This window comes from Streptomyces sp. NPDC048436 (assembly GCF_043200355.1).
GTDB lineage: Bacteria > Actinomycetota > Actinomycetes > Streptomycetales > Streptomycetaceae > Streptomyces.
Map to the genome: position 1 here is coordinate 40,806 of NZ_JBICXP010000005.1, position 18,406 is coordinate 59,211.

The 18,406-nt window shown below is 68.8% G+C and carries 20 protein-coding genes; 15 read left to right on the forward strand and 5 right to left on the reverse strand.

Annotated features, from left to right (window positions below; genetic code table 11):
* Window positions 1-83 precede the first annotated feature (83 nt).
* On the forward strand, window positions 84-1,175 hold the full coding sequence (locus ACGFX9_RS18640) for an LLM class flavin-dependent oxidoreductase (protein WP_393473937.1): 1,092 nt from the start codon (window positions 84-86) through the stop codon (window positions 1,173-1,175).
* 5 nt (window positions 1,176-1,180) lie between these two features.
* Window positions 1,181-1,762 (forward strand): FMN reductase, encoded by a 582-nt coding sequence (locus ACGFX9_RS18645; RefSeq protein ID WP_393473940.1) that lies wholly within the window; start codon window positions 1,181-1,183, stop codon window positions 1,760-1,762.
* 27 nt (window positions 1,763-1,789) lie between these two features.
* On the opposite strand, the gene ACGFX9_RS18650 is transcribed toward ACGFX9_RS18645, so the two are convergent.
* Window positions 1,790-2,389: a hypothetical protein gene (locus ACGFX9_RS18650; RefSeq protein ID WP_393472658.1), complete on the reverse strand. Its 600-nt coding sequence runs from the start codon at window positions 2,387-2,389 to the stop codon at window positions 1,790-1,792.
* Window positions 2,390-2,551: 162 nt separating this feature from the next.
* Here ACGFX9_RS18650 and hemL point away from each other — a divergent pair, with 162 nt between their 5' ends.
* From hemL to ACGFX9_RS18690, 8 genes are all read left to right on the forward strand, one after another.
* The gene (gene hemL / locus ACGFX9_RS18655) at window positions 2,552-3,889 is read left to right on the forward strand and encodes a glutamate-1-semialdehyde 2,1-aminomutase (protein ID WP_393472661.1); all 1,338 of its coding nucleotides are present in this window, start codon (window positions 2,552-2,554) and stop codon (window positions 3,887-3,889) included.
* Window positions 3,886-4,569: a histidine phosphatase family protein gene (locus ACGFX9_RS18660; RefSeq protein WP_393472664.1), complete on the forward strand. Its 684-nt coding sequence runs from the start codon at window positions 3,886-3,888 to the stop codon at window positions 4,567-4,569. The genes hemL and ACGFX9_RS18660 overlap by 4 nt, the downstream gene beginning before the upstream one ends.
* Window positions 4,570-4,797: 228 nt before the next feature.
* Window positions 4,798-6,027 carry a hypothetical protein gene (locus ACGFX9_RS18665; protein ID WP_393472667.1) on the forward strand — a complete coding sequence of 410 codons (1,230 nt, stop codon included), beginning with the start codon at window positions 4,798-4,800 and terminating at the stop codon, window positions 6,025-6,027.
* Window positions 6,028-6,093: 66 nt separating this feature from the next.
* A complete protein-coding gene (locus tag ACGFX9_RS18670; protein WP_393472670.1) occupies window positions 6,094-6,723 on the forward strand; it encodes a TlpA family protein disulfide reductase in 630 nt (209 codons plus the stop codon).
* Between the two features lie 10 nt (window positions 6,724-6,733).
* Entirely contained in the window at window positions 6,734-7,498 is a 765-nt protein-coding gene (locus ACGFX9_RS18675; RefSeq protein WP_393473943.1) for a cytochrome c biogenesis CcdA family protein, read from the forward strand.
* 3 nt (window positions 7,499-7,501) lie between these two features.
* The gene (locus ACGFX9_RS18680) at window positions 7,502-9,289 is read left to right on the forward strand and encodes a cytochrome c biogenesis protein ResB (protein ID WP_393472673.1); all 1,788 of its coding nucleotides are present in this window, start codon (window positions 7,502-7,504) and stop codon (window positions 9,287-9,289) included.
* The gene (ccsB, locus tag ACGFX9_RS18685; RefSeq protein WP_393472676.1) at window positions 9,286-10,395 is read left to right on the forward strand and encodes a c-type cytochrome biogenesis protein CcsB; all 1,110 of its coding nucleotides are present in this window, start codon (window positions 9,286-9,288) and stop codon (window positions 10,393-10,395) included. The genes ACGFX9_RS18680 and ccsB overlap by 4 nt, the downstream gene beginning before the upstream one ends.
* A 55-nt stretch (window positions 10,396-10,450) precedes the next feature.
* Window positions 10,451-10,954: an SRPBCC domain-containing protein gene (locus ACGFX9_RS18690; protein ID WP_393472680.1), complete on the forward strand. Its 504-nt coding sequence runs from the start codon at window positions 10,451-10,453 to the stop codon at window positions 10,952-10,954.
* Window positions 10,955-10,985: 31 nt separating this feature from the next.
* Here the strand turns inward: ACGFX9_RS18690 and ACGFX9_RS18695 are convergent, their stop codons facing one another.
* Window positions 10,986-11,957, reverse strand: coding sequence for a zinc-binding alcohol dehydrogenase family protein (locus ACGFX9_RS18695; protein WP_393473946.1), 972 nt, complete (start codon window positions 11,955-11,957; stop codon window positions 10,986-10,988).
* A 124-nt stretch (window positions 11,958-12,081) separates the two neighbouring features.
* Between ACGFX9_RS18695 and ACGFX9_RS18700 the strand changes: the two genes are divergently transcribed.
* Window positions 12,082-12,399: an ArsR/SmtB family transcription factor gene (locus tag ACGFX9_RS18700; RefSeq protein WP_393472683.1), complete on the forward strand. Its 318-nt coding sequence runs from the start codon at window positions 12,082-12,084 to the stop codon at window positions 12,397-12,399.
* 7 nt (window positions 12,400-12,406) lie between these two features.
* Here the strand turns inward: ACGFX9_RS18700 and ACGFX9_RS18705 are convergent, their stop codons facing one another.
* Window positions 12,407-12,865, reverse strand: coding sequence for a nucleoside deaminase (locus ACGFX9_RS18705; RefSeq protein ID WP_393472686.1), 459 nt, complete (start codon window positions 12,863-12,865; stop codon window positions 12,407-12,409).
* A 117-nt stretch (window positions 12,866-12,982) separates the two neighbouring features.
* Here ACGFX9_RS18705 and ACGFX9_RS18710 point away from each other — a divergent pair, with 117 nt between their 5' ends.
* Window positions 12,983-13,924, forward strand: a complete 942-nt coding sequence (locus tag ACGFX9_RS18710) for a DMT family transporter (protein WP_393472690.1) — start codon at window positions 12,983-12,985, stop codon at window positions 13,922-13,924.
* Here ACGFX9_RS18710 and ACGFX9_RS18715 read toward each other — a convergent pair.
* Entirely contained in the window at window positions 13,869-14,780 is a 912-nt protein-coding gene (locus tag ACGFX9_RS18715; protein WP_393472693.1) for a LysR family transcriptional regulator, read from the reverse strand. The genes ACGFX9_RS18710 and ACGFX9_RS18715 overlap by 56 nt on opposite strands.
* Before the next feature lie 2 nt (window positions 14,781-14,782).
* On the reverse strand, window positions 14,783-15,124 hold the full coding sequence (locus ACGFX9_RS18720) for a PLDc N-terminal domain-containing protein (protein ID WP_393472696.1): 342 nt from the start codon (window positions 15,122-15,124) through the stop codon (window positions 14,783-14,785).
* A gap of 101 nt (window positions 15,125-15,225) precedes the next feature.
* Here ACGFX9_RS18720 and ACGFX9_RS18725 point away from each other — a divergent pair, with 101 nt between their 5' ends.
* From ACGFX9_RS18725 to ACGFX9_RS18735, 3 genes are read left to right on the forward strand one after another with little or no spacing between them, the layout of a single operon-like run.
* The gene (locus ACGFX9_RS18725; protein WP_393472699.1) at window positions 15,226-16,683 is read left to right on the forward strand and encodes a menaquinone biosynthesis decarboxylase; all 1,458 of its coding nucleotides are present in this window, start codon (window positions 15,226-15,228) and stop codon (window positions 16,681-16,683) included.
* A gap of 2 nt (window positions 16,684-16,685) precedes the next feature.
* On the forward strand, window positions 16,686-17,609 hold the full coding sequence (gene mqnP / locus ACGFX9_RS18730) for a menaquinone biosynthesis prenyltransferase MqnP (RefSeq protein ID WP_393472702.1): 924 nt from the start codon (window positions 16,686-16,688) through the stop codon (window positions 17,607-17,609).
* Window positions 17,610-17,618: 9 nt separating this feature from the next.
* Window positions 17,619-18,299, forward strand: coding sequence for a UbiX family flavin prenyltransferase (locus ACGFX9_RS18735; RefSeq protein WP_393472704.1), 681 nt, complete (start codon window positions 17,619-17,621; stop codon window positions 18,297-18,299).
* The last annotated feature ends 107 nt before the right edge of the window (window positions 18,300-18,406 follow it).

Sequence of the window (18,406 nt, forward strand, 5' to 3'; positions counted from 1 at the left end):
CCCCGTTCCGTAGGTATAGTTGAAGCATCAACAACCTGCGGAGAGTGAGTCAAGCCATGTCAGCCATGCAGTCCGGATCCGGCATGCAGTTCGGGATCTTCAGCGTCGGCGACGTGACGCCGGACCCGACCACGGGCCGCACCCCCACCGAGCACGAGCGCATCAAGGCCATGGTCGCCATCGCGCTCAAGGCCGAGGAGGTCGGGCTCGACGTCTTCGCGACCGGTGAGCACCACAACCCGCCGTTCGTGCCCTCCTCGCCCACCACGATGCTCGGCTACATCGCCGCCCGCACCGAGAACCTGATCCTCTCCACCTCCACCACCCTCATCACCACGAACGACCCGGTGAAGATCGCCGAGGACTTCGCGATGCTCCAGCACCTGGCCGGCGGCCGGGCCGACGTGATGATGGGGCGCGGCAACACCGGCCCGGTCTACCCGTGGTTCGGCAAGGACATCCGCGAGGGCATCAACCTCGCCGTCGAGAACTACGCGCTCCTGCACCGCCTGTGGCGCGAGGATGTGGTGACCTGGGAGGGCAAGTTCCGTACGCCGCTCCAGTCGTTCACGTCCACGCCCCGCCCGCTGGACGGCGTCGCGCCCTTCGTCTGGCACGGCTCCATCCGCTCCCCGGAGATCGCCGAGCAGGCCGCGTACTACGGAGACGGCTTCTTCCACAACAACATCTTCTGGCCGCAGGAACACACCAAGAAGATGGTCGATCTCTACCGCCGCCGGTACGCGCACTACGGGCACGGCACCGAGGAGCAGGCGATCGTCGGCCTCGGCGGGCAGGTGTTCATGCGGAAGAACTCCCAGGACGCCGTACGGGAGTTCCGGCCGTACTTCGACAACGCGCCCGTATACGGACACGGGCCCTCGCTCGAAGACTTCACCTCCCAGACGCCGCTGACCGTCGGCTCCCCGCAGCAGGTGATCGAGCGGACGCTGTCCTTCCGCGACAGCGTCGGTGACTACCAGCGCCAGCTGTTCCTGATGGACCACGCAGGTCTGCCCCTCAAGACCGTCCTAGAGCAGCTCGACATCCTCGGCGCGGAAGTCGTACCGGTCCTGCGCGAGGAGTTCGCCAAGAACCGCCCGGCGAACGTCCCGGACGCCCCGACACACGCCGCCCGCGTGGCGGCCACTCAGAGCGAGGAGACCGCCGCATGAAGAGCCTGAAGCTCGTCGTCGTCTCCGCGGGGCTCAGCGTCCCCTCCTCCACCCGCCTCCTCGCCGACCGCCTCGCCGCGGCCACCGGCCGCCACGCCGAGGTGGAGATCCAGGTCGTCGAACTCCGCGACCTGGCCGTGGAGATCGCGCACAACTACGTCACGGGCTTTCCCGGACCGAAGCTGAGCGCGGCGGCCGAAGCGGTGAAGGGCGCTGACGGCCTGATCGCCGTCACGCCGGTCTTCTCCGCCTCCTACAGCGGCCTGTTCAAGTCGTTCTTCGACGTGCTGACCGTCCTGGACAAGGACGCGATCGCCGGTACGCCGGTCCTGATCGCGGCGACCGGCGGCACCCCCAGGCATTCGCTGGTCCTGGAGCACGCGATGCGACCGCTGTTCGCGTATCTGCGGGCGCTGGTCGTGCCGACAGGCGTGTACGCGGCGTCTGAGGACTGGGGCGCGGACGGGCTTGACGAGCGCATCGACAGGGCCGCGGCCGAATTGGCCGGAATCATGCGGCCCGCGTCGGTCGAGGAGGACGAGTTGATCCCCTTCGAGCGGCAACTCGCGGCGCTGCGGCCGGAGTAAGCACTCATACGAGGGCAGGCGCGGGGCTCAGGGCCACACCAAGCAGTAGGCCTGATGCCCCGCGTCATGCAGCCGGTGGCTGAAGTCCTGCCATTCGTGCAGGAGTTGGTAGACGTTGAACGCGTCGCGCGGGCCGCCCCTGTCGGGGACCGTGGACCAGATGAACGCCGCCGCGCCCACCGACTCCTCGCCGACGCCGCGCAGCGGGTCGACGACCGTCATGGGGAGCTTCACCACGGCGTAGTCAGGGTGCAGGACGACCAGTTCGAGCGGGGGCACCTTGGACAGGGGTATGCCCTCGATGCCGGTCAGGACCATCGCGGCCACCGTCTCCGGCTTGATCTTCGTGAACATGCCGCCCATGCCGAGCTCGTCACCGCCGAGCTCCTCGGGGCGCATCGAGATGGGCACACGGGCGGCGGTCGCGCCGTCCGGGGCTCCGAAGTACTTGTAGGTCACCCCGCCCACCCGGCCACTCCTGGTTCCCGCCCGGTCCTGCTCGGTCTCGCCCCGTGCTGCGGCCTCCGCCTCGGCCGCTTCCGCCTCGCGCCGGTGCTTTCCGATCCGCCGGGCACGCCGCGGACCCAGGCCGTCGGTCCCCTCGCCCAGTCCGCCACCGCGATGCATATCTCCACCCGACTGCTTTTCCAGGGCGCCCGCCCCTGCTTTTCTAGGCCTCGCGGCCCCCGCCGCGCAACCCGATCATCGTGTCAGTGACCTCCCCCACGGTCACCGGCTAAAACGTGGAGTGAAACACCTGTCCGCAGGATGTCCGAACCCTCTGACACCATGGTTCATGTGAGCTTCCCGTATAGCGCCCCAGTTTCGCAGACTCTCTTCGACCGTGCGGCGGCCGTGACGCCCGGCGGTGTGAACTCTCCCGTGCGCGCTTTCCGCGCTGTGGGTGGTACGCCCCGTTTCATGGTGTCCGGTACCGGTCCGTACCTGACGGACGCCGACGGCCGTGAGTATGTCGACCTCGTCTGCTCGTGGGGGCCGATGATCCTCGGCCACTCCCACCCCGATGTGATCGCCGCCGTCCAGGAGGCCGTCGCCCGCGGCACCTCCTTCGGCACGCCGGGCGAGGGCGAGGTCGCGCTCGCCGAGGAGATCGTCGCCCGTATCGAGCCCGTCGAGCAGGTGCGGCTCGTCTCCAGCGGCACCGAGGCGACGATGTCCGCGATCCGCCTCGCGCGCGGGTTCACCGGCCGCGCCAAGATCATCAAGTTCGCCGGGTGTTACCACGGCCACGTGGACGCGCTGCTCGCCGCCGCCGGCTCCGGTCTCGCCACCTTCGGGCTTCCGGACACCCCGGGCGTCACCGGCGCCCAGGCCGGCGACACCATCGTCGTCCCGTACAACGACCTGGACGCGGTGCGCGCCGCGTTCGCCGCGAACGCCGGTGAGATCGCCTGCGTCATCACCGAGGCCTCGCCGGGCAACATGGGCGTCGTGCCGCCGGGTGAGGGCTTCAACCAGGGGCTCGCGGACCTGTGCCGGGAGAACGGCGCGCTGTACATCTCGGACGAGGTGATGACCGGCTTCCGTACGTCGAAGGCGGGCTGGTTCGGCGTCGACGGCGTGCGTCCCGATCTGATGACCTTCGGCAAGGTCATGGGCGGCGGCTTCCCGGCCGCCGCTTTCGGTGGCCGCGCCGATGTCATGGCGCACCTCGCCCCGGTCGGTCCCGTCTACCAGGCGGGCACCCTGTCGGGTAACCCGGTCGCGACGGCCGCGGGCCTGGCGCAGCTGCGTCTCCTGGACGACGCGGCGTACGACAAGGTCGACGCCGTCTCCGAGCAGCTGCGCGGACTTGTCACCGAGGCGCTCTCCAAGGAGGGCGTCGCCCACCGGCTGCAGAACGCGTCGAACATGTTCTCCGTCTTCTTCACCGACCGCGAGGTGCGGAGCTACGAGGACGCGAAGACCCAGGAGTCCTTCCGCTTCACCGCCTTCTTCCACTCGATGCTGTCGCAGGGCGTGTATCTGCCGCCGTCGGCCTTCGAGTCCTGGTTCGTTTCCACCGCCCATGACGAGCGGGCCGTCGAGCGGATCGCCGCGGCCCTGCCGTCGGCGGCGCGCGCCGCCGCCGAAGCCACTGAATCCACCACGGAGGCCACCGCATGAGCGCGGGCAACGAGCTCACCGTCGTCCATGTGATGCGCCACGGGGAGGTGGAGAACCCGGACGGGATCCTTTACGGGCGTCTTCCGGACTACCACCTCTCCGAGCTGGGGCGGCAGATGGCCGACCGGGTCGCCGAGCATCTCGCCCCGCGTGACGTCACGCATGTCGTGGCCTCGCCGCTGGACCGCGCGCAGGAGACGGCGACGCCGATCGCCAAGGCGCACGGCCTGGATCTGGCGACGGACGGGCGGCTCATCGAGGCGGGCAACGTCTTCGAGGGCAAGACCTTCGGCGTCGGCGACGGCGCGCTGAAGAACCCGGAGAACTGGAAGCACCTGGTCAACCCCTTCAAGCCGTCCTGGGGCGAGCCGTACGTCGAGCAGGTCGTGCGGATGATGGGCGCCCTGGACACGGCACGGGACGCGGCCCGCGGCCATGAAGCGGTGTGCGTCAGCCATCAGTTGCCGATCTGGATCCTGCGGAGCTTCGTGGAGAAGCGGCGCCTGTGGCACGACCCGCGCAAGCGGCAGTGCACGCTCGCCTCCCTTACGTCGTTCACGTACCGCGGCGACAAGATCGTGTCGGTGGGGTACAGCGAGCCCGCCCGGGATCTCGTGCCCGCGCATCTTCTGGCGGGCGCCAAGCCCGTGAAGGGGAAGAGCAAGGCGTTCGGCGCATAGCTCGGTGAAGCCGCATAGCCCTCGGTGAATGCCGCATAACCCTCCGCCCCGATTCGTCGCCCGGCAATTGACGTCGCGTAATTGACTGGCGACTGTATGTCCGTTCTCGGCAAAAGGCGCTAAATATGTGCTTGTTGCCGGAACCCGCTTCTTCGTCGCGCCCTCTAACGGGGCGTCCATCGTGCATGGACGCAAGCAGGGCCGCAGGGCGCGACGAATGGGGATGGAATGCGCGACATCAGTCGCAGGGGAATGCTCGGCCTCGGAGTCGGGACAGCGGCCGCCATGGGACTCGCCGGCTGCGGCACGGGCTCCGGCAGTCATTCGGCCGGTTCCGCGGAGAAGGGCAAGGACGGCCGGGGTGGCGACAAGCACCCGGCGAAGCCGATCGGTGACGGTTCGACGGCGTATACGGGGAAGCAGCCGAATCAGCTCCCCAAGCCCGTCCCGCTGGAGCCGGGCGAGACGCCCCCGCAGTTCGTGGTCTTCTCCTGGGACGGCGCGGGCGAGGTCGGCAACGGTCTCTTCCCCCGCTTTCTGAAGCTGGCCGAGGAACATGACGCGCGGATGACGTTCTTCCTCTCGGGGCTTTATCTGCTTCCCGAGTCGAAGAAGCGGCTCTACCGGCCGCCGAACAACGCGGTCGGCGCCTCCGACATCGGTTATCTCACCGACGGCCACATCAAGGAGACCCTGAAGTACGTCCGTCAGGCCTGGCTCGAAGGCCACGAGATCGGCACGCACTTCAACGGGCACTTCTGCGCGGGCAGCGGCACGGTCGCCAACTGGACGCCCGCGCAATGGCAGAGCGAGATCGACCAGGCCATGTCCTTCGTCAAGGAATGGCGTACGAACACGGGCTGGACCGAGCTGCCTTCGCTGCCCTTCGACTACGACAAGGAACTCGTCGGCGGGCGCACTCCCTGCCTTCTCGGTCAGGACAATCTGCTGCCGACGGCGAAGAAACTCGGCTGGCGTTACGACGCCTCGTCGCCCGGCGGCCGTCAGCGCTGGCCGCAGAAGAAGATGGGCGTCTGGGATCTGCCGCTGCAGGCCATGCCGTTCCCGGGGCACTCCTTCGAGGTCCTTTCGATGGACTACAACATCCTCGCCAACCAGTCGCAGAACTCCACGAAGGCCCCGCCGGCCAACTACCCGGGCTGGCGCAAGCAGGCCACCGAGTCGTACATAGCCGGATTCAAGCGGGCCCATGAGTCCAACCGCGCGCCCTTCTTCATCGGCAACCACTTCGAGGAGTGGAACGGCGGCATCTACATGGACGCCGTCGAGGCCGCCCTGAAGCACATCGCGGGGAAGAAGGACGTGCGTCTCGTCTCCTTCAGGCAGTTCGTCGACTGGCTCGACGTGCAGGATCCGAAGGTCCTTGCCGAGCTGCAGGGCCTCGATGTCGGGCAGGCGCCCGCGGGTGGCTGGAAGGGACTGGGGAAGGCCGTCTGAAATGGGACTTTCCGCTACCGCGGGGGGTGCGGAAGATCCCCGAAACAGACATGCGAAACTTTTCACATGAGTGCCGCCTGCCGCGCCCCCCACAGCACGAACCGCAGCCGTAGTCGCAGCCGCGCCGTCCTACTGGGCGCTGGGGCCGCGGTCGCCGCGCTGACCCTGTCGGCGTGCAGCTCAGGGGGCACGTCGGGCGGGTCGGGGAACACCAACTTCGTCACCGGCTCCGACGGGATCTCCACCGTCGGCAAGGGCGACCGCAAGGACGGGCCCGACATCGAGGGCGAGACCCTCGAAGGCAAGAAGCTGAGCCTCGACGACTACAAGGGCAAGGTCGTCGTCCTCAACGTCTGGGGCTCCTGGTGCCCGCCCTGCCGGGCCGAGGCCCCGAACTTCGTGAAGGTCGCAGGCGACACCGAGGGCAAGGGCGTCCAGTTCGTCGGGATCAACACCCGCGACAACGACAAGGGCCCGGCGCTCGCCTTCGAGAAGGACTACAAGGTCCCCTACCCGAGCCTGCACGACCCGATGGGCAAGCTCATGCTGCGCTTCCCCAAGGGCACGCTGAACCCGAACTACATCCCCTCCACGATCGTCATCGACCGGGACGGGAAGATCGCGGCGCGCTCGCAGCAGCCGCTCAACGAGAAGAAGCTGCGCAAGATGATCGACCCGCTGATCGCGGAGAAGTGATCTCCTCGTGATGTCCACTCTCGCCGCCGTCGGCGAACCGAACCAGACGGTCATGAACGGCGCGCTCCTCCTCGCACTGCCCGTCGCCGTGCTCGGCGGTCTCGTCTCCTTCTTCTCCCCGTGCGTGCTGCCGCTCGTGCCGGGCTATCTGTCGTACGTCACCGGCGTCGGCGGCACCGATCTGGCCGAGGCCAAGCGGGGCCGGATGGCGGCCGGGGCCGGGCTCTTCGTGCTCGGATTCACCGCCGTCTTCGTCTCCACCGGGGCGCTCTTCGGCTACGCGGGCCAGAACCTCCAGGACTACCAGGACGTCATCACCAAGGTGCTCGGCGCCGTGATGATCGTCCTCGGCGTCTTCTTCATGGGGCTCATGCCCTGGCTCTCGCAGCGCGAGTTCCGCTTCCACAAGAAGCCCGCCGCCGGCCTCGCGGGCGCGCCGGTACTCGGCGCGCTGTTCGCCGTCGGGTGGGCGCCCTGCGTCGGGCCGACGCTGACGTCCGTCAACACCCTGGCCCTCGACCAGGCGAGCGCCGGCCGCGGGGCCATACTGAGCGTCGCGTACTGCCTGGGGCTCGGCGTCCCGTTCATCCTCGCGGCCATCGCCTTCCGCAAGGCGCTCGGCGCGTTCAGCTGGGTGAAGAAGCACTACGTCTGGGTGATGCGCGTCGGCGGCATCATGATGATCGCGACCGGACTGCTCCTCGTCACCGGAGTGTGGGACAGCATCGTGCAGCAGATGCAGGTCTGGTCAAATGGCTACACGGTGGGGATCTGAACCATGAGCAAGACCGAAGCCCCTGAAGAACAGAGCGATCTGGGTGCCGCGGGCTCCCAGCTCTCCACCGCCCCGATCGACCGGGCGATGCCCGGCTCCTTCGGCGGCAAGCGCGCCCCCGGCGTCACCGGATGGCTCGTCTGGGCCGGCCGCGAGGCCACCGGCTGGGTCCGGTGGATGTGGCGGCAGCTGACCTCGATGCGGGTCGCGCTGCTCCTGCTGCTCCTGCTCTCCCTCGGTGCGATCCCGGGCTCGCTGATCCCGCAGACCAGCATCGACGAGCTGAAGGTCGCGGACTTCAAGAAGGCGCACACCACTCTCGCGCCGCTCTATGACAACCTCGGGCTCTTCCACGTCTACAGCTCGGTGTGGTTCTCCGCGATCTACATCCTGCTCTTCGTCTCCCTCATCGGCTGCATCGTGCCCCGCACCTGGCAGTTCGTCGGCCAGCTGCGCGGCCGGCCGCCGGGCGCCCCCAAACGCCTCGACCGGCTGCCCGCGTACACCACCTGGCGCACCGACGCCGAGCCCGAGCAGGTGCACGAGGCAGCGCTCAGCCTGCTCAAGGGGCGCCGCTTCCGCGCGGACCTCACGAGCCGCCAGGGCAGCGCGGGGGCGTCCGTCGCCGCGGAGAAGGGCTATCTGCGCGAGGCGGGCAACCTCTTCTTCCACATCTCGCTGATCGTGCTCCTGGTGGCCTTCGCCGTCGGTGCCCTGTTCAAGTCCGAGGGCGGCAAGCTCGTCGTACAGGGCGACGGGTTCTCCAACACCCTCACCCAGTACGACAACTTCAAGTCCGGCAGCCTCTTCGACACCGAGGAACTTGCGCCCTTCAGCTTCAGGCTGGACAGCTTCGACTCGTCGTTCGAGCGGAAGGGCCCCGAAAAGGGCACGGCCCGCACCTACCGCGCCAACGTCACCTACAGCGAGGGCGCGGACGGCAAGGAGAAGAAGCAGGCGATCGAGGTCAACAAGCCGCTGGAGGTCGACGGCTCGAAGGTCTACCTCATCGGCCACGGGTACGCCCCGACCGTCACCGTCCGCGACGGCAAGGGCAAGGTCGTCTACACGGCGTCCGTGCCGCTGCTGCCGATCGACTCCAACGGCACGGCCACCGGTGCCATCAAGGTCCTCGACGGCTACCGCGACAAGAACGGCAAGAAGGACCAGCTGGGCTTCAACGCCTTCTTCGTGCCGACGTTCGCGGGCGCGGGCAAGGGCCAGATGTTCTCCCAGTTCCCGGCCCTGGACTACCCCGTGCTCGCGCTGTCCGCGTACCACGGGAGCCTCGGTGTGGACTCCGGTCTGCCGCAGAACGTGTACCAGCTGGACACCAGCAAGATGGACAAGTTCAAGGACTCCAAGGGCGATCTGCTCAAGCAGCGGATGCGGCCCGGCGACACGATGAAGCTGCCGAACGGCGCCGGCTCGATCACCTTCGAGAAGGACATCAAGCGCTGGGCCACCTTCCAGATCTCCCAGCAGCCCGGCAGTATGTGGGCGCTCGTCGGCGCGATCTCCGCCATCGTCGGCCTCGCCGGATCGCTGTTCATCCAGCGCCGCCGCGTGTGGGTGCGTGCCGTACGGGGCGCCGACGGCGTCACCGTCGTCGAGATGGGCGGGCTCGGCCGCAGCGAGTCCGCGAAGCTGCCCGAAGAGCTGGGCGACCTCGCCGCACATCTCCACGAGAAGGCGCCGAGCGCGCCCGATCCAGACCATGCCGATCATGCTGATGCCGAGCATGGCGACTCCACCCCCCAAGTTGTTCCTGCCGAAGGGGCTGAGAAGTGAATCTCGCCACCACCCTCGCCGCCGCCGAACCGAACGAGAACCTCGCGCACATCAGCAATGTGCTCATCTACTCCGCGATGGCCGTCTACCTCCTTGCCTTCTTCGCGCACATGGCAGAGTGGATCTTCGGCAGCCGCAGCAAGGTCGGCCGCACGGCCGCCGCGCTGACCGCCGGGACCCAGGCCACCGCCAAGGCTCCCGCCGTGACCGTCAAGGCCACGGGCGGTACCGCGGTCCTCGACCGGCCGAAGGCCACGCCCAAGGTCGTCACCCGCTCCGTCACCGGCACCCGTGACGTGCCGGACGGTCCCGGTGCGTCCGGCGGCGACGAACAGGGCGACCTCTACGGCCGTATCGCCGTGTCCCTCACCGTGCTCGGCTTCCTCGTGGAGTTCGGTGGCGTGCTCACCCGCGCGCTGTCGGTGCAGCGGGCGCCGTGGGGCAACATGTACGAGTTCAACATCACCTTCTCCACCATGGCCGTGGGTGTGTACCTCGTACTCCTGCTGCTGAAGAAGAACGTCGGCTGGCTCGGCCTCCCGCTGATCACCACGGTCCTCCTCGACCTCGGTCTCGCCGTCACGGTCCTGTACACCGCCAGCGACCAGCTGGTCCCCGCCCTGCACTCGTACTGGCTGTGGATCCACGTCTCCACCGCGATCTTCTGCGGTGCCGTCTTCTACGTGGGCGCCGTCGCGACGATCCTGTACCTCTTCCGCGACTCCTACGAGAGCAAGCTGGCCGAGGGCGGAAAGCCCGGCCGCTTCGCGACCTCCGTCATGGAGCGCCTCCCGGCGGCGGCCACCCTCGACAAGTTCTCGTACCGCGTGAACGCCGCCGTCTTCCCGCTGTGGACGTTCACGATCATCGCGGGCGCGATCTGGGCGGGCGACGCGTGGGGCCGCTACTGGGGCTGGGACCCCAAGGAGGTCTGGTCCTTCATCACCTGGGTCGCCTACGCCTGCTACCTGCACGCCCGCGCGACGGCAGGCTGGAAGGGCCGCAAGGCCGCCTACCTGGCGCTGATCGCCTTCGGCTGCTGGCTGTTCAACTACTACGGCGTCAACATCTTCGTCACGGGCAAGCACTCGTACGCCGGGGTCTGAACCGCCGTCAGTCACCGGGAGTGCGGAACCGGACGTACCGGGCGAGGCTTGTGCCATGACCGCGACGATCGGGCACGGCGCGAGCCGGACGGACGGCTCCACGCAGCACCTCCACTACGAGCTCCACCTTCCCCACCCTGTGGAAAAGGTCTGGGCCGCGGTGGCCACCCCGGAGGGTCTTCCGGGGTGGCTGGCCGCGGCCGACGTGTTCGAGCCGCGGCTCGGCGGTGCGGTTGTGCTGCGCTGGCTGAACGGGGGCGAGTCGGCCACCCACTCCGGGCACATCACCGCGTGGGACCCCGAGCGGGTCGCTGAGTACACGATCGACCTGCATGGACGGTGCCGTTTCCACCTGGAGGCGGCCGAGGGCGGGGCCGGTACGACCCTGCGCTTCACCAATGAGTTCGACGGCGACGACGAGCTCCGGCTGGACTGCCTCGCCGGCTGGCACAACCACTTCCAGTTCCTCGTGGACGCGCTCGACGGGCGCCCGAAGGACTGGTCGACGTGGAGTCTCGAGCCCTGGCGGGAGCTGCGCGAGGCGTACCGGAAGCCGTGACGTATCGGAAGCCGTGACCCCGAGAGGCTGCTCAGACCTTCAGGAGCAGCTTCCCCGTGCTCGTGCGCGCGCCCATCAGGCGGTGCGCCTCGGAGGCTTCCGCCAGCGGGAACTCCGCCGTCACCGGCAGCGTCACCGTGCCGTCGGCCACCTTCGCGAAGGCCCGCGCGGCGACCTCGCGCAAGGCGTCCGGCGCCGTCCTGGCGAGGGAGAGGATCGAGAAGCCGGATACGCCGACGGCCGCGCCGTACAGCTCGGGCTGGCCCACCTGCCACGGCTCCGCCGAACTCGCGTTGCCGAACGAGACGAGCCGCCCGAAGACCGCGAGCGCCGCGAGACCGGCGCGCAGGGTGTCGCCGCCGACCGGGTCGAGGGCGAGGTCGACCCCTCGGCCACCGGTGGCGGCGCGGACCTCGGCGGCGAAGCCGTCCCCGACGAACACCTCGTCGTAACCGTGCTCCAGGGCGTACTTCGCCTTCGCCTCGCCCGACACGACGCCGTACACCGCGCCCGCGCCCGCCGCCTTCGCCAACTGGCCCACCACCGTGCCGATTCCGCCCGCCGCGCCCTGCACGAGGACGCTCTCGCCCGCGCGCAGCCTGCCCACCTCGTGCAGCAGGGCGTGGGCGGTGGGCAGGACCGTGGGCAGGGTGGCCGCCGTACGCAGGTCCACGCCGTCCGGCAGGGCGAACACCGTCGCCGCTTCGGCGAGTGCGACCTCCGCGTACGCGCCGCCCTCGGTGAGCGCGACGACCTCCTGGCCGACCGCGAACCCCTCGACGCCCGCGCCGACCTCCCGGACCCGTCCGGAGACTTCGAGACCGGGCACGTAGGGGAGTGAGGGCACGCGGTAGCCCTCGGCGCGGGCCTTCAGGTCGGCGAAGTTCACGCCGGTGTACGCGACGTCGACGGTGATCTGGCCGGGGCCCGGCTCCGGCACGCTCGTGTCCACCGCCTTCAGGACCTCGGGGCCGCCGTACTCCTGGAACTGGATCGCGCGCATGGTCGGCATGGCTGTGGCCCTTCGAGTGGTCGGTCTACGAGTGTTCAACGGGAAGCGAACAGTCAGGAGTGTATGGTTTTCATCGAACACTCGGCAAGGGGTCGAGGGGAAAAGGGGTCCGGTCGTGGCCAACACACACCACCGCGCGGCGCCGGTGCACGTCCATCCGGACGAGGTGCCCGTCCTTGCCGCGTTCACCGCCCTCGCCGACCCCGTACGCCTCGAACTGGTCCGGGAGTTGGCGACCTCCCCCGACTGGACGCGCAGCTGCGGCAGCTTCGACGTACCCGTCGGCAAGGCCGCGCTGAGCCACCACTTCGGGGTGCTGCGGGGAGCGGGAATCGTCGAGCAGCGCGACGAGGGGCCGCGGCGGGTCAACCGGCTCCGCCGGGAGGAGTTCGAGGCGCGCTTTCCCGGCCTTCTCGCGCTGGTCCTGCGCTGACCTCGGATCAGCCCGCGTCGACGCCGATGTCCTCGTGCCACAGCTCCGGCCGTGCCGCGATGAAGTCCTTCATCATCGCCGTGCACTGCGGATCGTCGAGGACCACGATCTCCACGCCGTGCTCCGCCAGCCAGTCGTGCCCGCCGTGGAACGTCTCCGCCTCGCCCACGACCACCCGCGAGATCCCGAACTGCCGCACAAGGCCGCTGCAGTACCAGCAGGGCGAGAGCGTCGTGACCATCGTCGTCCCGCGGTACGTGCGCTGCCGTCCCGCGTCCCGGAACGCCGACGTCTCCGCGTGCAGCGACGGATCGCCGTCCTGGACGCGGCGGTTGTGCCCCCGCCCGAGGATGACCCCGTCCGAGCCGTAGAGCGCCGCGCCGATCGGGATGCCGCCCTCCGCGAGCCCCCGCCGGGCCTCCTCGACAGCGGTCGCGAGCCACGCGCGTGCCTGTGCCTGATCCATGTGCGCACCTTTCGTCGGAGGCCTTGTCCGGTGCCATCGTCCCCGCCGATACCCCCATCGGCAGGACGCCCCACTGGCCCGTGGACCAGCACATACGCCCGCTCGTAGCTTCAGGGCATGACCTCAACGACCTCCATGACCAGGACCGCACAGAACAAGGGCACGGCCCAGCTCACCGCGGCGATGGCGCTCTCCGGCACCCTCGGGATCTTCGTCGTCGAATCCGGTGCGTCGGCCTTCAACGTCGTCTTCTTCCGCGTGCTCTTCGGCGCCCTCGCCCTCGGCGCCTACGCCTTCGCCCGCGGCTACTTCCGCGACCACGGCATCACCCCCAGGAAGCTCGGACTCGCCGCGCTCGGCGGGGCGTTCATCGTCTTCAACTGGGTGTTCCTCTTCAAGGCGTACGAAGCCACCTCGATCTCGCTCGCCACCGTCGTCTACCACACGCAGCCGTTCCTGCTCGTGCTGCTCAGCGCGGTCATCTTCCGTGAACGGCTGACCAGGCAGCAACTGATGTGGCTGGCCACCGCGTTCGGCGGTCTCGTACTCGTCTCCGGGGTGCGCCCCGGTGACCTCGGCTCGCTCACCGGCATCGGCTTCGCGCTCCTTGCCGCGCTGCTCTACGGCCTCTCCACCCTCGTCACCAAGCGCATCACCGGCGTACGGCCCCACCTCATCGCCCTCATCCAAGTCCTCGTCGGCATCCCGCTGTTGCTGCCCTTCGCGAACTTCGGCGCGATGAGCGGCACGGGCGCCGGATGGGGCTGGCTCGTGGGGCTCGGCGTCATCCACACCGGACTGATGTACGTCCTGATGTACGCGGCGTACGCCAAGCTGCCCACCGCCAAGATCGCCGTACTGGCCTTCACCTATCCGGCGGTCGCGATGGTCGCCGACTGGGCCGTCTACGGGCACCACATCGGCCTCGTCCAGGCACTCGGCGTACCGCTGATCGTCCTCGCGAGCCTGAAGGTCAACCGGGCCAAGTCGCCGATGACGGTGGTCAGTTCGCGGACTCCGCTGCCTGCTCCCGCACCAGCCGTACCGACTGGTCGATGAAGAGCCGCACATGCGCGGCGAGCCGCTTCCCCGACCGCCACGCCAGCTGCGTGTGCAGCACGAACGGCGGCTCCCACGGAAGCGCGACGAGCACCCCCGAAGCCAGCTCATCCCGCACCGCCATCCGCGGAAGCAGCGCCACCCCGAGGCCACCGGCGACACCCCGCTTGGTGGCCTCGATGGTGCCGAACTCCATGAAGGGCGGCGGCGCCCCGTTCCGCTCCCGCAGCGCGTCCTCGAACAGATCCCGGTAGGGGCAGCCCGGCTCCGTGCCGACCAGCTGGACCGCCGCCAGATCACCCGTGGCCAGCGGACCCGACCCGTGCCGGGCCAGCGCGTGCGACGGCGCGCAGACCAGGACCAGCGGCTCCTCGGCCAGGACCTCGGTCTCCAGGCCCGCGTGCTCGGTCTCCCGCTCCATCAGGAACCCGACGTCGTACGTCCCCTGCCGCAGCGCCTGGCGCGTCTCGTCGCCCAGGGTGGGCCGCAGGGAGAGCTGCACCTTCGGGTAGCGGTGGTGGAAGAGTTCGAGCAGCGGGGGCAGGCGGTAGGAGGTCAGCGACTCCATCGTGCCGACGGCGATCGCCCCGGTCGGCTCCTCTGCGCCGACGACCGCGGCCCGCGCCTCGTCCGTCAGCTCGATGATCTGCCGGGCGTAGGGGAGCAGCCGCATCCCCGCCTCGGTCAGGCGGATACGGCTGCCGAGCCGGTCGAAGAGCTCCGTGCCGAGCGAGGACTCAAGGGCGCGGATCTGGCTGGTGACGCTTGACTGGGCGTACTTCAGCTCGGCGGCGGCCTGCGTGAAGCTGAGCACGGTCGCGACCTTCTCGAAGGTGACGAGCAGCCGAAGTTCCATCGTCAGCTCTCCGTGCCGTCGTCCCGCTTCTTGTCGTCCGGGTCCTTGCCCGGGTCCTCGTCCCTGAGGGACTTCAGGAACTCCGGGTTGTCGTCCGGCGCCACCCACGGCCCGCCGCGTCCGGTGCGCGGGCCGCGCGGCCCGCCCCCGGCGGGAGCCTGGCGCACCTTGCCCGTCACGAACCAGGCGATCGGACCGAGAAGCACTTCGCCGAAGAGCAGCACGATGATGACCCACACCACCTTCGGCAGATGCCTGATCTCCTTCTCCGGAGTGTTCAGGACATCGATGAAAGCGTAGATCCACACGGCCAGGACCAGCAGGAACGGCAGATACCTGAGCATGGTGGCGAGATTCCCCCAGCGACGGAAGGCGGGCGGCGTCAGGCGACATGGCCTGCCCCCGGTGACCGGGCCAGGGTAGCCGGTGACCGATACTGGAACGCATGGCTTATGACGATCTTCGCTCCCTGCTCCGTGCACTGGAGCGCGAGGGCGATCTCAAGCGCATCAAGGCCGAGGTCGATCCGTATCTGGAGGTCGGCGAGATCACCGACCGGGTGCAGAAGTCCGGCGGCCCCGCGCTCCTTTTCGAGAACGTCAAGGGCTCGGCGATGCCCCTGGCCATGAACGTGTACGGGACGGACCGCCGCCTGCTCAAGGCGCTCGGCCTGAAGTCGTACGCCGAGATCAGCGACAAGATCGGCGGGCTCCTCAAGCCGGAGCTGCCGCAGGGCTTCGTCGGCGTACGCGAGGCCTTCGGGAAGCTCGGCGCGATGACGCACGTGCCGCCGAAGAAGGTGAAGTCCGACAACGCGCCCGTGCAGGAGGTCGTCCTCACCGGAGACGACGTCGACCTGGAGAAGCTGCCCGCGCTCTTCACCTGGCCCGAGGACGGCGGCTCCTTCTTCAACCTGGGCCTGACCCACACCAAGGACCCGGACTCCGGCGTCCGCAACCTCGGCCTGTACCGCCTCCAGCGCCACGACAAGCGCACCATCGGCATGCACTGGCAGATCCACAAGGACAGCCGCAACCACTACCAGGTGGCCGCCCGCAGGGGCGAGAAGCTGCCGGTCGCGATCGCCTTCGGCTGTCCGCCCGCCGTGACGTACGCGTCGACCGCGCCGCTGCCCGGTGACATGGACGAGTACATGCTGGCCGGGTTCATCCAGGGCAAGCGCGTGGAGATGGTCGACTGCAAGACGGTCCCGCTCCAGGTGCCCGCGCACGCCGAGGTCGTCATCGAGGGCTGGCTGGAGCCCGGCGAGATGCTGCCGGAGGGTCCCTTCGGCGACCACACGGGTTTCTACACGCCGCAGGAGGACTTCCCGGCGCTGAAGATCGACTGCGTGACGATGCGGAAGCGTCCGCTGCTCCAGTCGATCGTGGTGGGCCGGCCGCCCACGGAGGACGGGCCACTGGGCCGCGCCACCGAGCGTTTCTTCCTGCCCCTCCTCAAGGTGATCGTCCCGGACATCGTGGACTACCACCTGCCGGAGTCGGGCGGCTTCCACAACTGCGCGATCGTCTCGATCGACAAGAAGTACCCGAAGCACGCGCAGAAGGTCATGCACGCCATCTGGGGCGCCCACATGATGTCGCTGACCAAACTGATCGTGGTCGTGGACAAGGACTGTGACGTCCATGACCTGCACGAAGTGTCCTGGCGCGCGCTCGGCAACACCGACTACGCGCGCGACCTGACGGTGGCCGAAGGTCCCGTCGACCATCTCGACCACGCCTCCTACCAGCAGTTCTGGGGCGGCAAGGCGGGCATCGACGCGACGAAGAAGCTGCCCGAAGAGGGATACGTACGGGACGGGGGCTGGCCGAACATGGTCGAGTCCGACCCGGAGACGGCGTCGAAGGTCGACCGCCGCTGGAAGGAGTACGGGCTCTAGACATGAGTGCTGAATCAGCGACCCCGGAACTCTTCGGACCCGAACCCGCGCCCCCCGGCAAGGTCAAGGCCTTCCTGCGCCTCGTCATGATCGAGCACTCGGTCTTCGCGCTGCCCTTCGCCTATATCGCCGCGCTGACCGCGATGTTCCAGCTCGACGAGAACATCCACTGGGGGCGGCTGCTCCTGGTCACCATCTGCATGGTGGGCCTGCGCACGTTCGCCATGGCCGCCAACCGGATCATCGACCGCGAGATCGACGCCCGTAATCCGCGGACCGCCCACCGTGAACTCGTCACGGGCGTGGTCTCGGTGAAGTCCGCCTGGACGGGCGCGCTCATCGCGCTCGTCGTGTTCCTCGGCTCGGCGGCGCTGCTCAACCCGCTGTGCCTGGCGCTCGCGCCCATCGCGGTGATCCCGATGGTCGTCTATCCCTACGGCAAGCGGTTCACCAACTTCCCGCAGGCGATCCTCGGCCTCGCCCAGGCGATGGGCCCGGTCGGCGCGTGGATCGCGGTCACGGGGGAGTGGTCGGGGCAGGCGGTGATCCTGGGGCTCGCGGTGGGTGTCTGGATCGGCGGCTTCGACCTGATCTACGCCTGCCAGGACGTGGAGACGGACCGTGAGGTCGGCGTGATGTCGGTGCCCGCGCGGTTCGGCATCCCGGGCGCCATCTGGGGCGCGCGCGCCTGCCACCTGGTGACCACGGCGCTGCTGGTCTGGTACGCGGCCTCCACCGACGCGGGCGGCTTCTTCTGGCTCGGCCTCGCGGTCGTCGCCGGTGCCTTCGTCTACGAGCACTCGATCGTGAAGCCGCATGATCTGTCCCGCCTCAACCGTGCCTTTTTCCAGGTCAACGGCTTCATCGGCATCGCACTGTTCGTCTGCGCGCTGCTCGATCTGCTGGTGCGTGGCCTGACCGTCTAGGCTCACAGCGTGAAGCCAGGAGATACGCAGCGTAAGCCTTGGATCGTGGGGGTGTCCGGCGCCTCGGGGACCCCGTATGCCGCGGCCGTGCTGCGTGCGCTGCTCGCGGCCGGGGAGAGCGTGGACCTGGTGGTCTCGCGGGCATCGCGCCTTACGATCCTCGACGAGACGGGCATCGCCTTCCGGGACGCGCACTGGCAGGAGGACCTGCGGGAGTGGCTCGGCCGTGGCGCCGACGGGAAGCCGGGGACCTTCGAGGTGCCGGTGGACGACGTGCGGTACTGGGCCGCCGGGGATCTGGCGGCGGGGCCCTCGTCGGGGTCGTACGCGACCAAGGGGATGCTGATCGTGCCCGCGTCCACGGCGTGCGTGGCCGGGGTGGCGCTCGGTCTCTCCAAGGATCTGCTGCAGCGTTCGGCGAGCGTGACGCTCAAGGAAGGGCGTCAACTGGTCGTCTGCGTACGCGAGACGCCGCTGAACGGACAGACACTGAAGCACTTGGTGACGCTGGACGAGGCGGGCGCGGTCGTGCTGCCCGCCTCTCCGGCGTTCTACGCGGGGGCGACGCACATCCAGGATCTGGTGGACTTCGTCGCCGGGCGGACACTCGACGCGGCGGGGGTGCCGCACCGGCTGTACCGGCGCTGGAAGGGGGAGCTCGGTTCGGGCTCCGCCCCTTCGGGGGACTAGCGCCGAACGCGCACTCCCGAGTGTTATTTTCCGAAGATTCATAGGGCCTAGACCCTGTTGCACCTTAGATTCTGAACATAGACTCGCGGTATCGCTGAATAATGAAA

What these genes read in the sequence shown, in the direction of transcription:
- ACGFX9_RS18640 (WP_393473937.1), top strand. Translation starts at nt 84, where the DNA reads ATGCAGTTCGGGATCTTCAGCGTCGGCGACGTGACGCCGGACCCGACC.
- ACGFX9_RS18650 (WP_393472658.1), bottom strand. Translation starts at nt 2,389, where the DNA reads ATGCATCGCGGTGGCGGACTGGGCGAGGGGACCGACGGCCTGGGTCCG.
- hemL (WP_393472661.1), top strand. Translation starts at nt 2,552, where the DNA reads ATGGTTCATGTGAGCTTCCCGTATAGCGCCCCAGTTTCGCAGACTCTC.
- ACGFX9_RS18660 (WP_393472664.1), top strand. Translation starts at nt 3,886, where the DNA reads ATGAGCGCGGGCAACGAGCTCACCGTCGTCCATGTGATGCGCCACGGG.
- ACGFX9_RS18665 (WP_393472667.1), top strand. Translation starts at nt 4,798, where the DNA reads ATGCGCGACATCAGTCGCAGGGGAATGCTCGGCCTCGGAGTCGGGACA.
- ACGFX9_RS18670 (WP_393472670.1), top strand. Translation starts at nt 6,094, where the DNA reads ATGAGTGCCGCCTGCCGCGCCCCCCACAGCACGAACCGCAGCCGTAGT.
- ACGFX9_RS18675 (WP_393473943.1), top strand. Translation starts at nt 6,734, where the DNA reads ATGTCCACTCTCGCCGCCGTCGGCGAACCGAACCAGACGGTCATGAAC.
- ACGFX9_RS18680 (WP_393472673.1), top strand. Translation starts at nt 7,502, where the DNA reads ATGAGCAAGACCGAAGCCCCTGAAGAACAGAGCGATCTGGGTGCCGCG.
- ACGFX9_RS18690 (WP_393472680.1), top strand. Translation starts at nt 10,451, where the DNA reads ATGACCGCGACGATCGGGCACGGCGCGAGCCGGACGGACGGCTCCACG.
- ACGFX9_RS18695 (WP_393473946.1), bottom strand. Translation starts at nt 11,957, where the DNA reads ATGCGCGCGATCCAGTTCCAGGAGTACGGCGGCCCCGAGGTCCTGAAG.
- ACGFX9_RS18705 (WP_393472686.1), bottom strand. Translation starts at nt 12,865, where the DNA reads ATGGATCAGGCACAGGCACGCGCGTGGCTCGCGACCGCTGTCGAGGAG.
- ACGFX9_RS18710 (WP_393472690.1), top strand. Translation starts at nt 12,983, where the DNA reads ATGACCTCAACGACCTCCATGACCAGGACCGCACAGAACAAGGGCACG.
- ACGFX9_RS18715 (WP_393472693.1), bottom strand. Translation starts at nt 14,780, where the DNA reads ATGGAACTTCGGCTGCTCGTCACCTTCGAGAAGGTCGCGACCGTGCTC.
- ACGFX9_RS18720 (WP_393472696.1), bottom strand. Translation starts at nt 15,124, where the DNA reads ATGCTCAGGTATCTGCCGTTCCTGCTGGTCCTGGCCGTGTGGATCTAC.
- ACGFX9_RS18725 (WP_393472699.1), top strand. Translation starts at nt 15,226, where the DNA reads ATGGCTTATGACGATCTTCGCTCCCTGCTCCGTGCACTGGAGCGCGAG.
- mqnP (WP_393472702.1), top strand. Translation starts at nt 16,686, where the DNA reads ATGAGTGCTGAATCAGCGACCCCGGAACTCTTCGGACCCGAACCCGCG.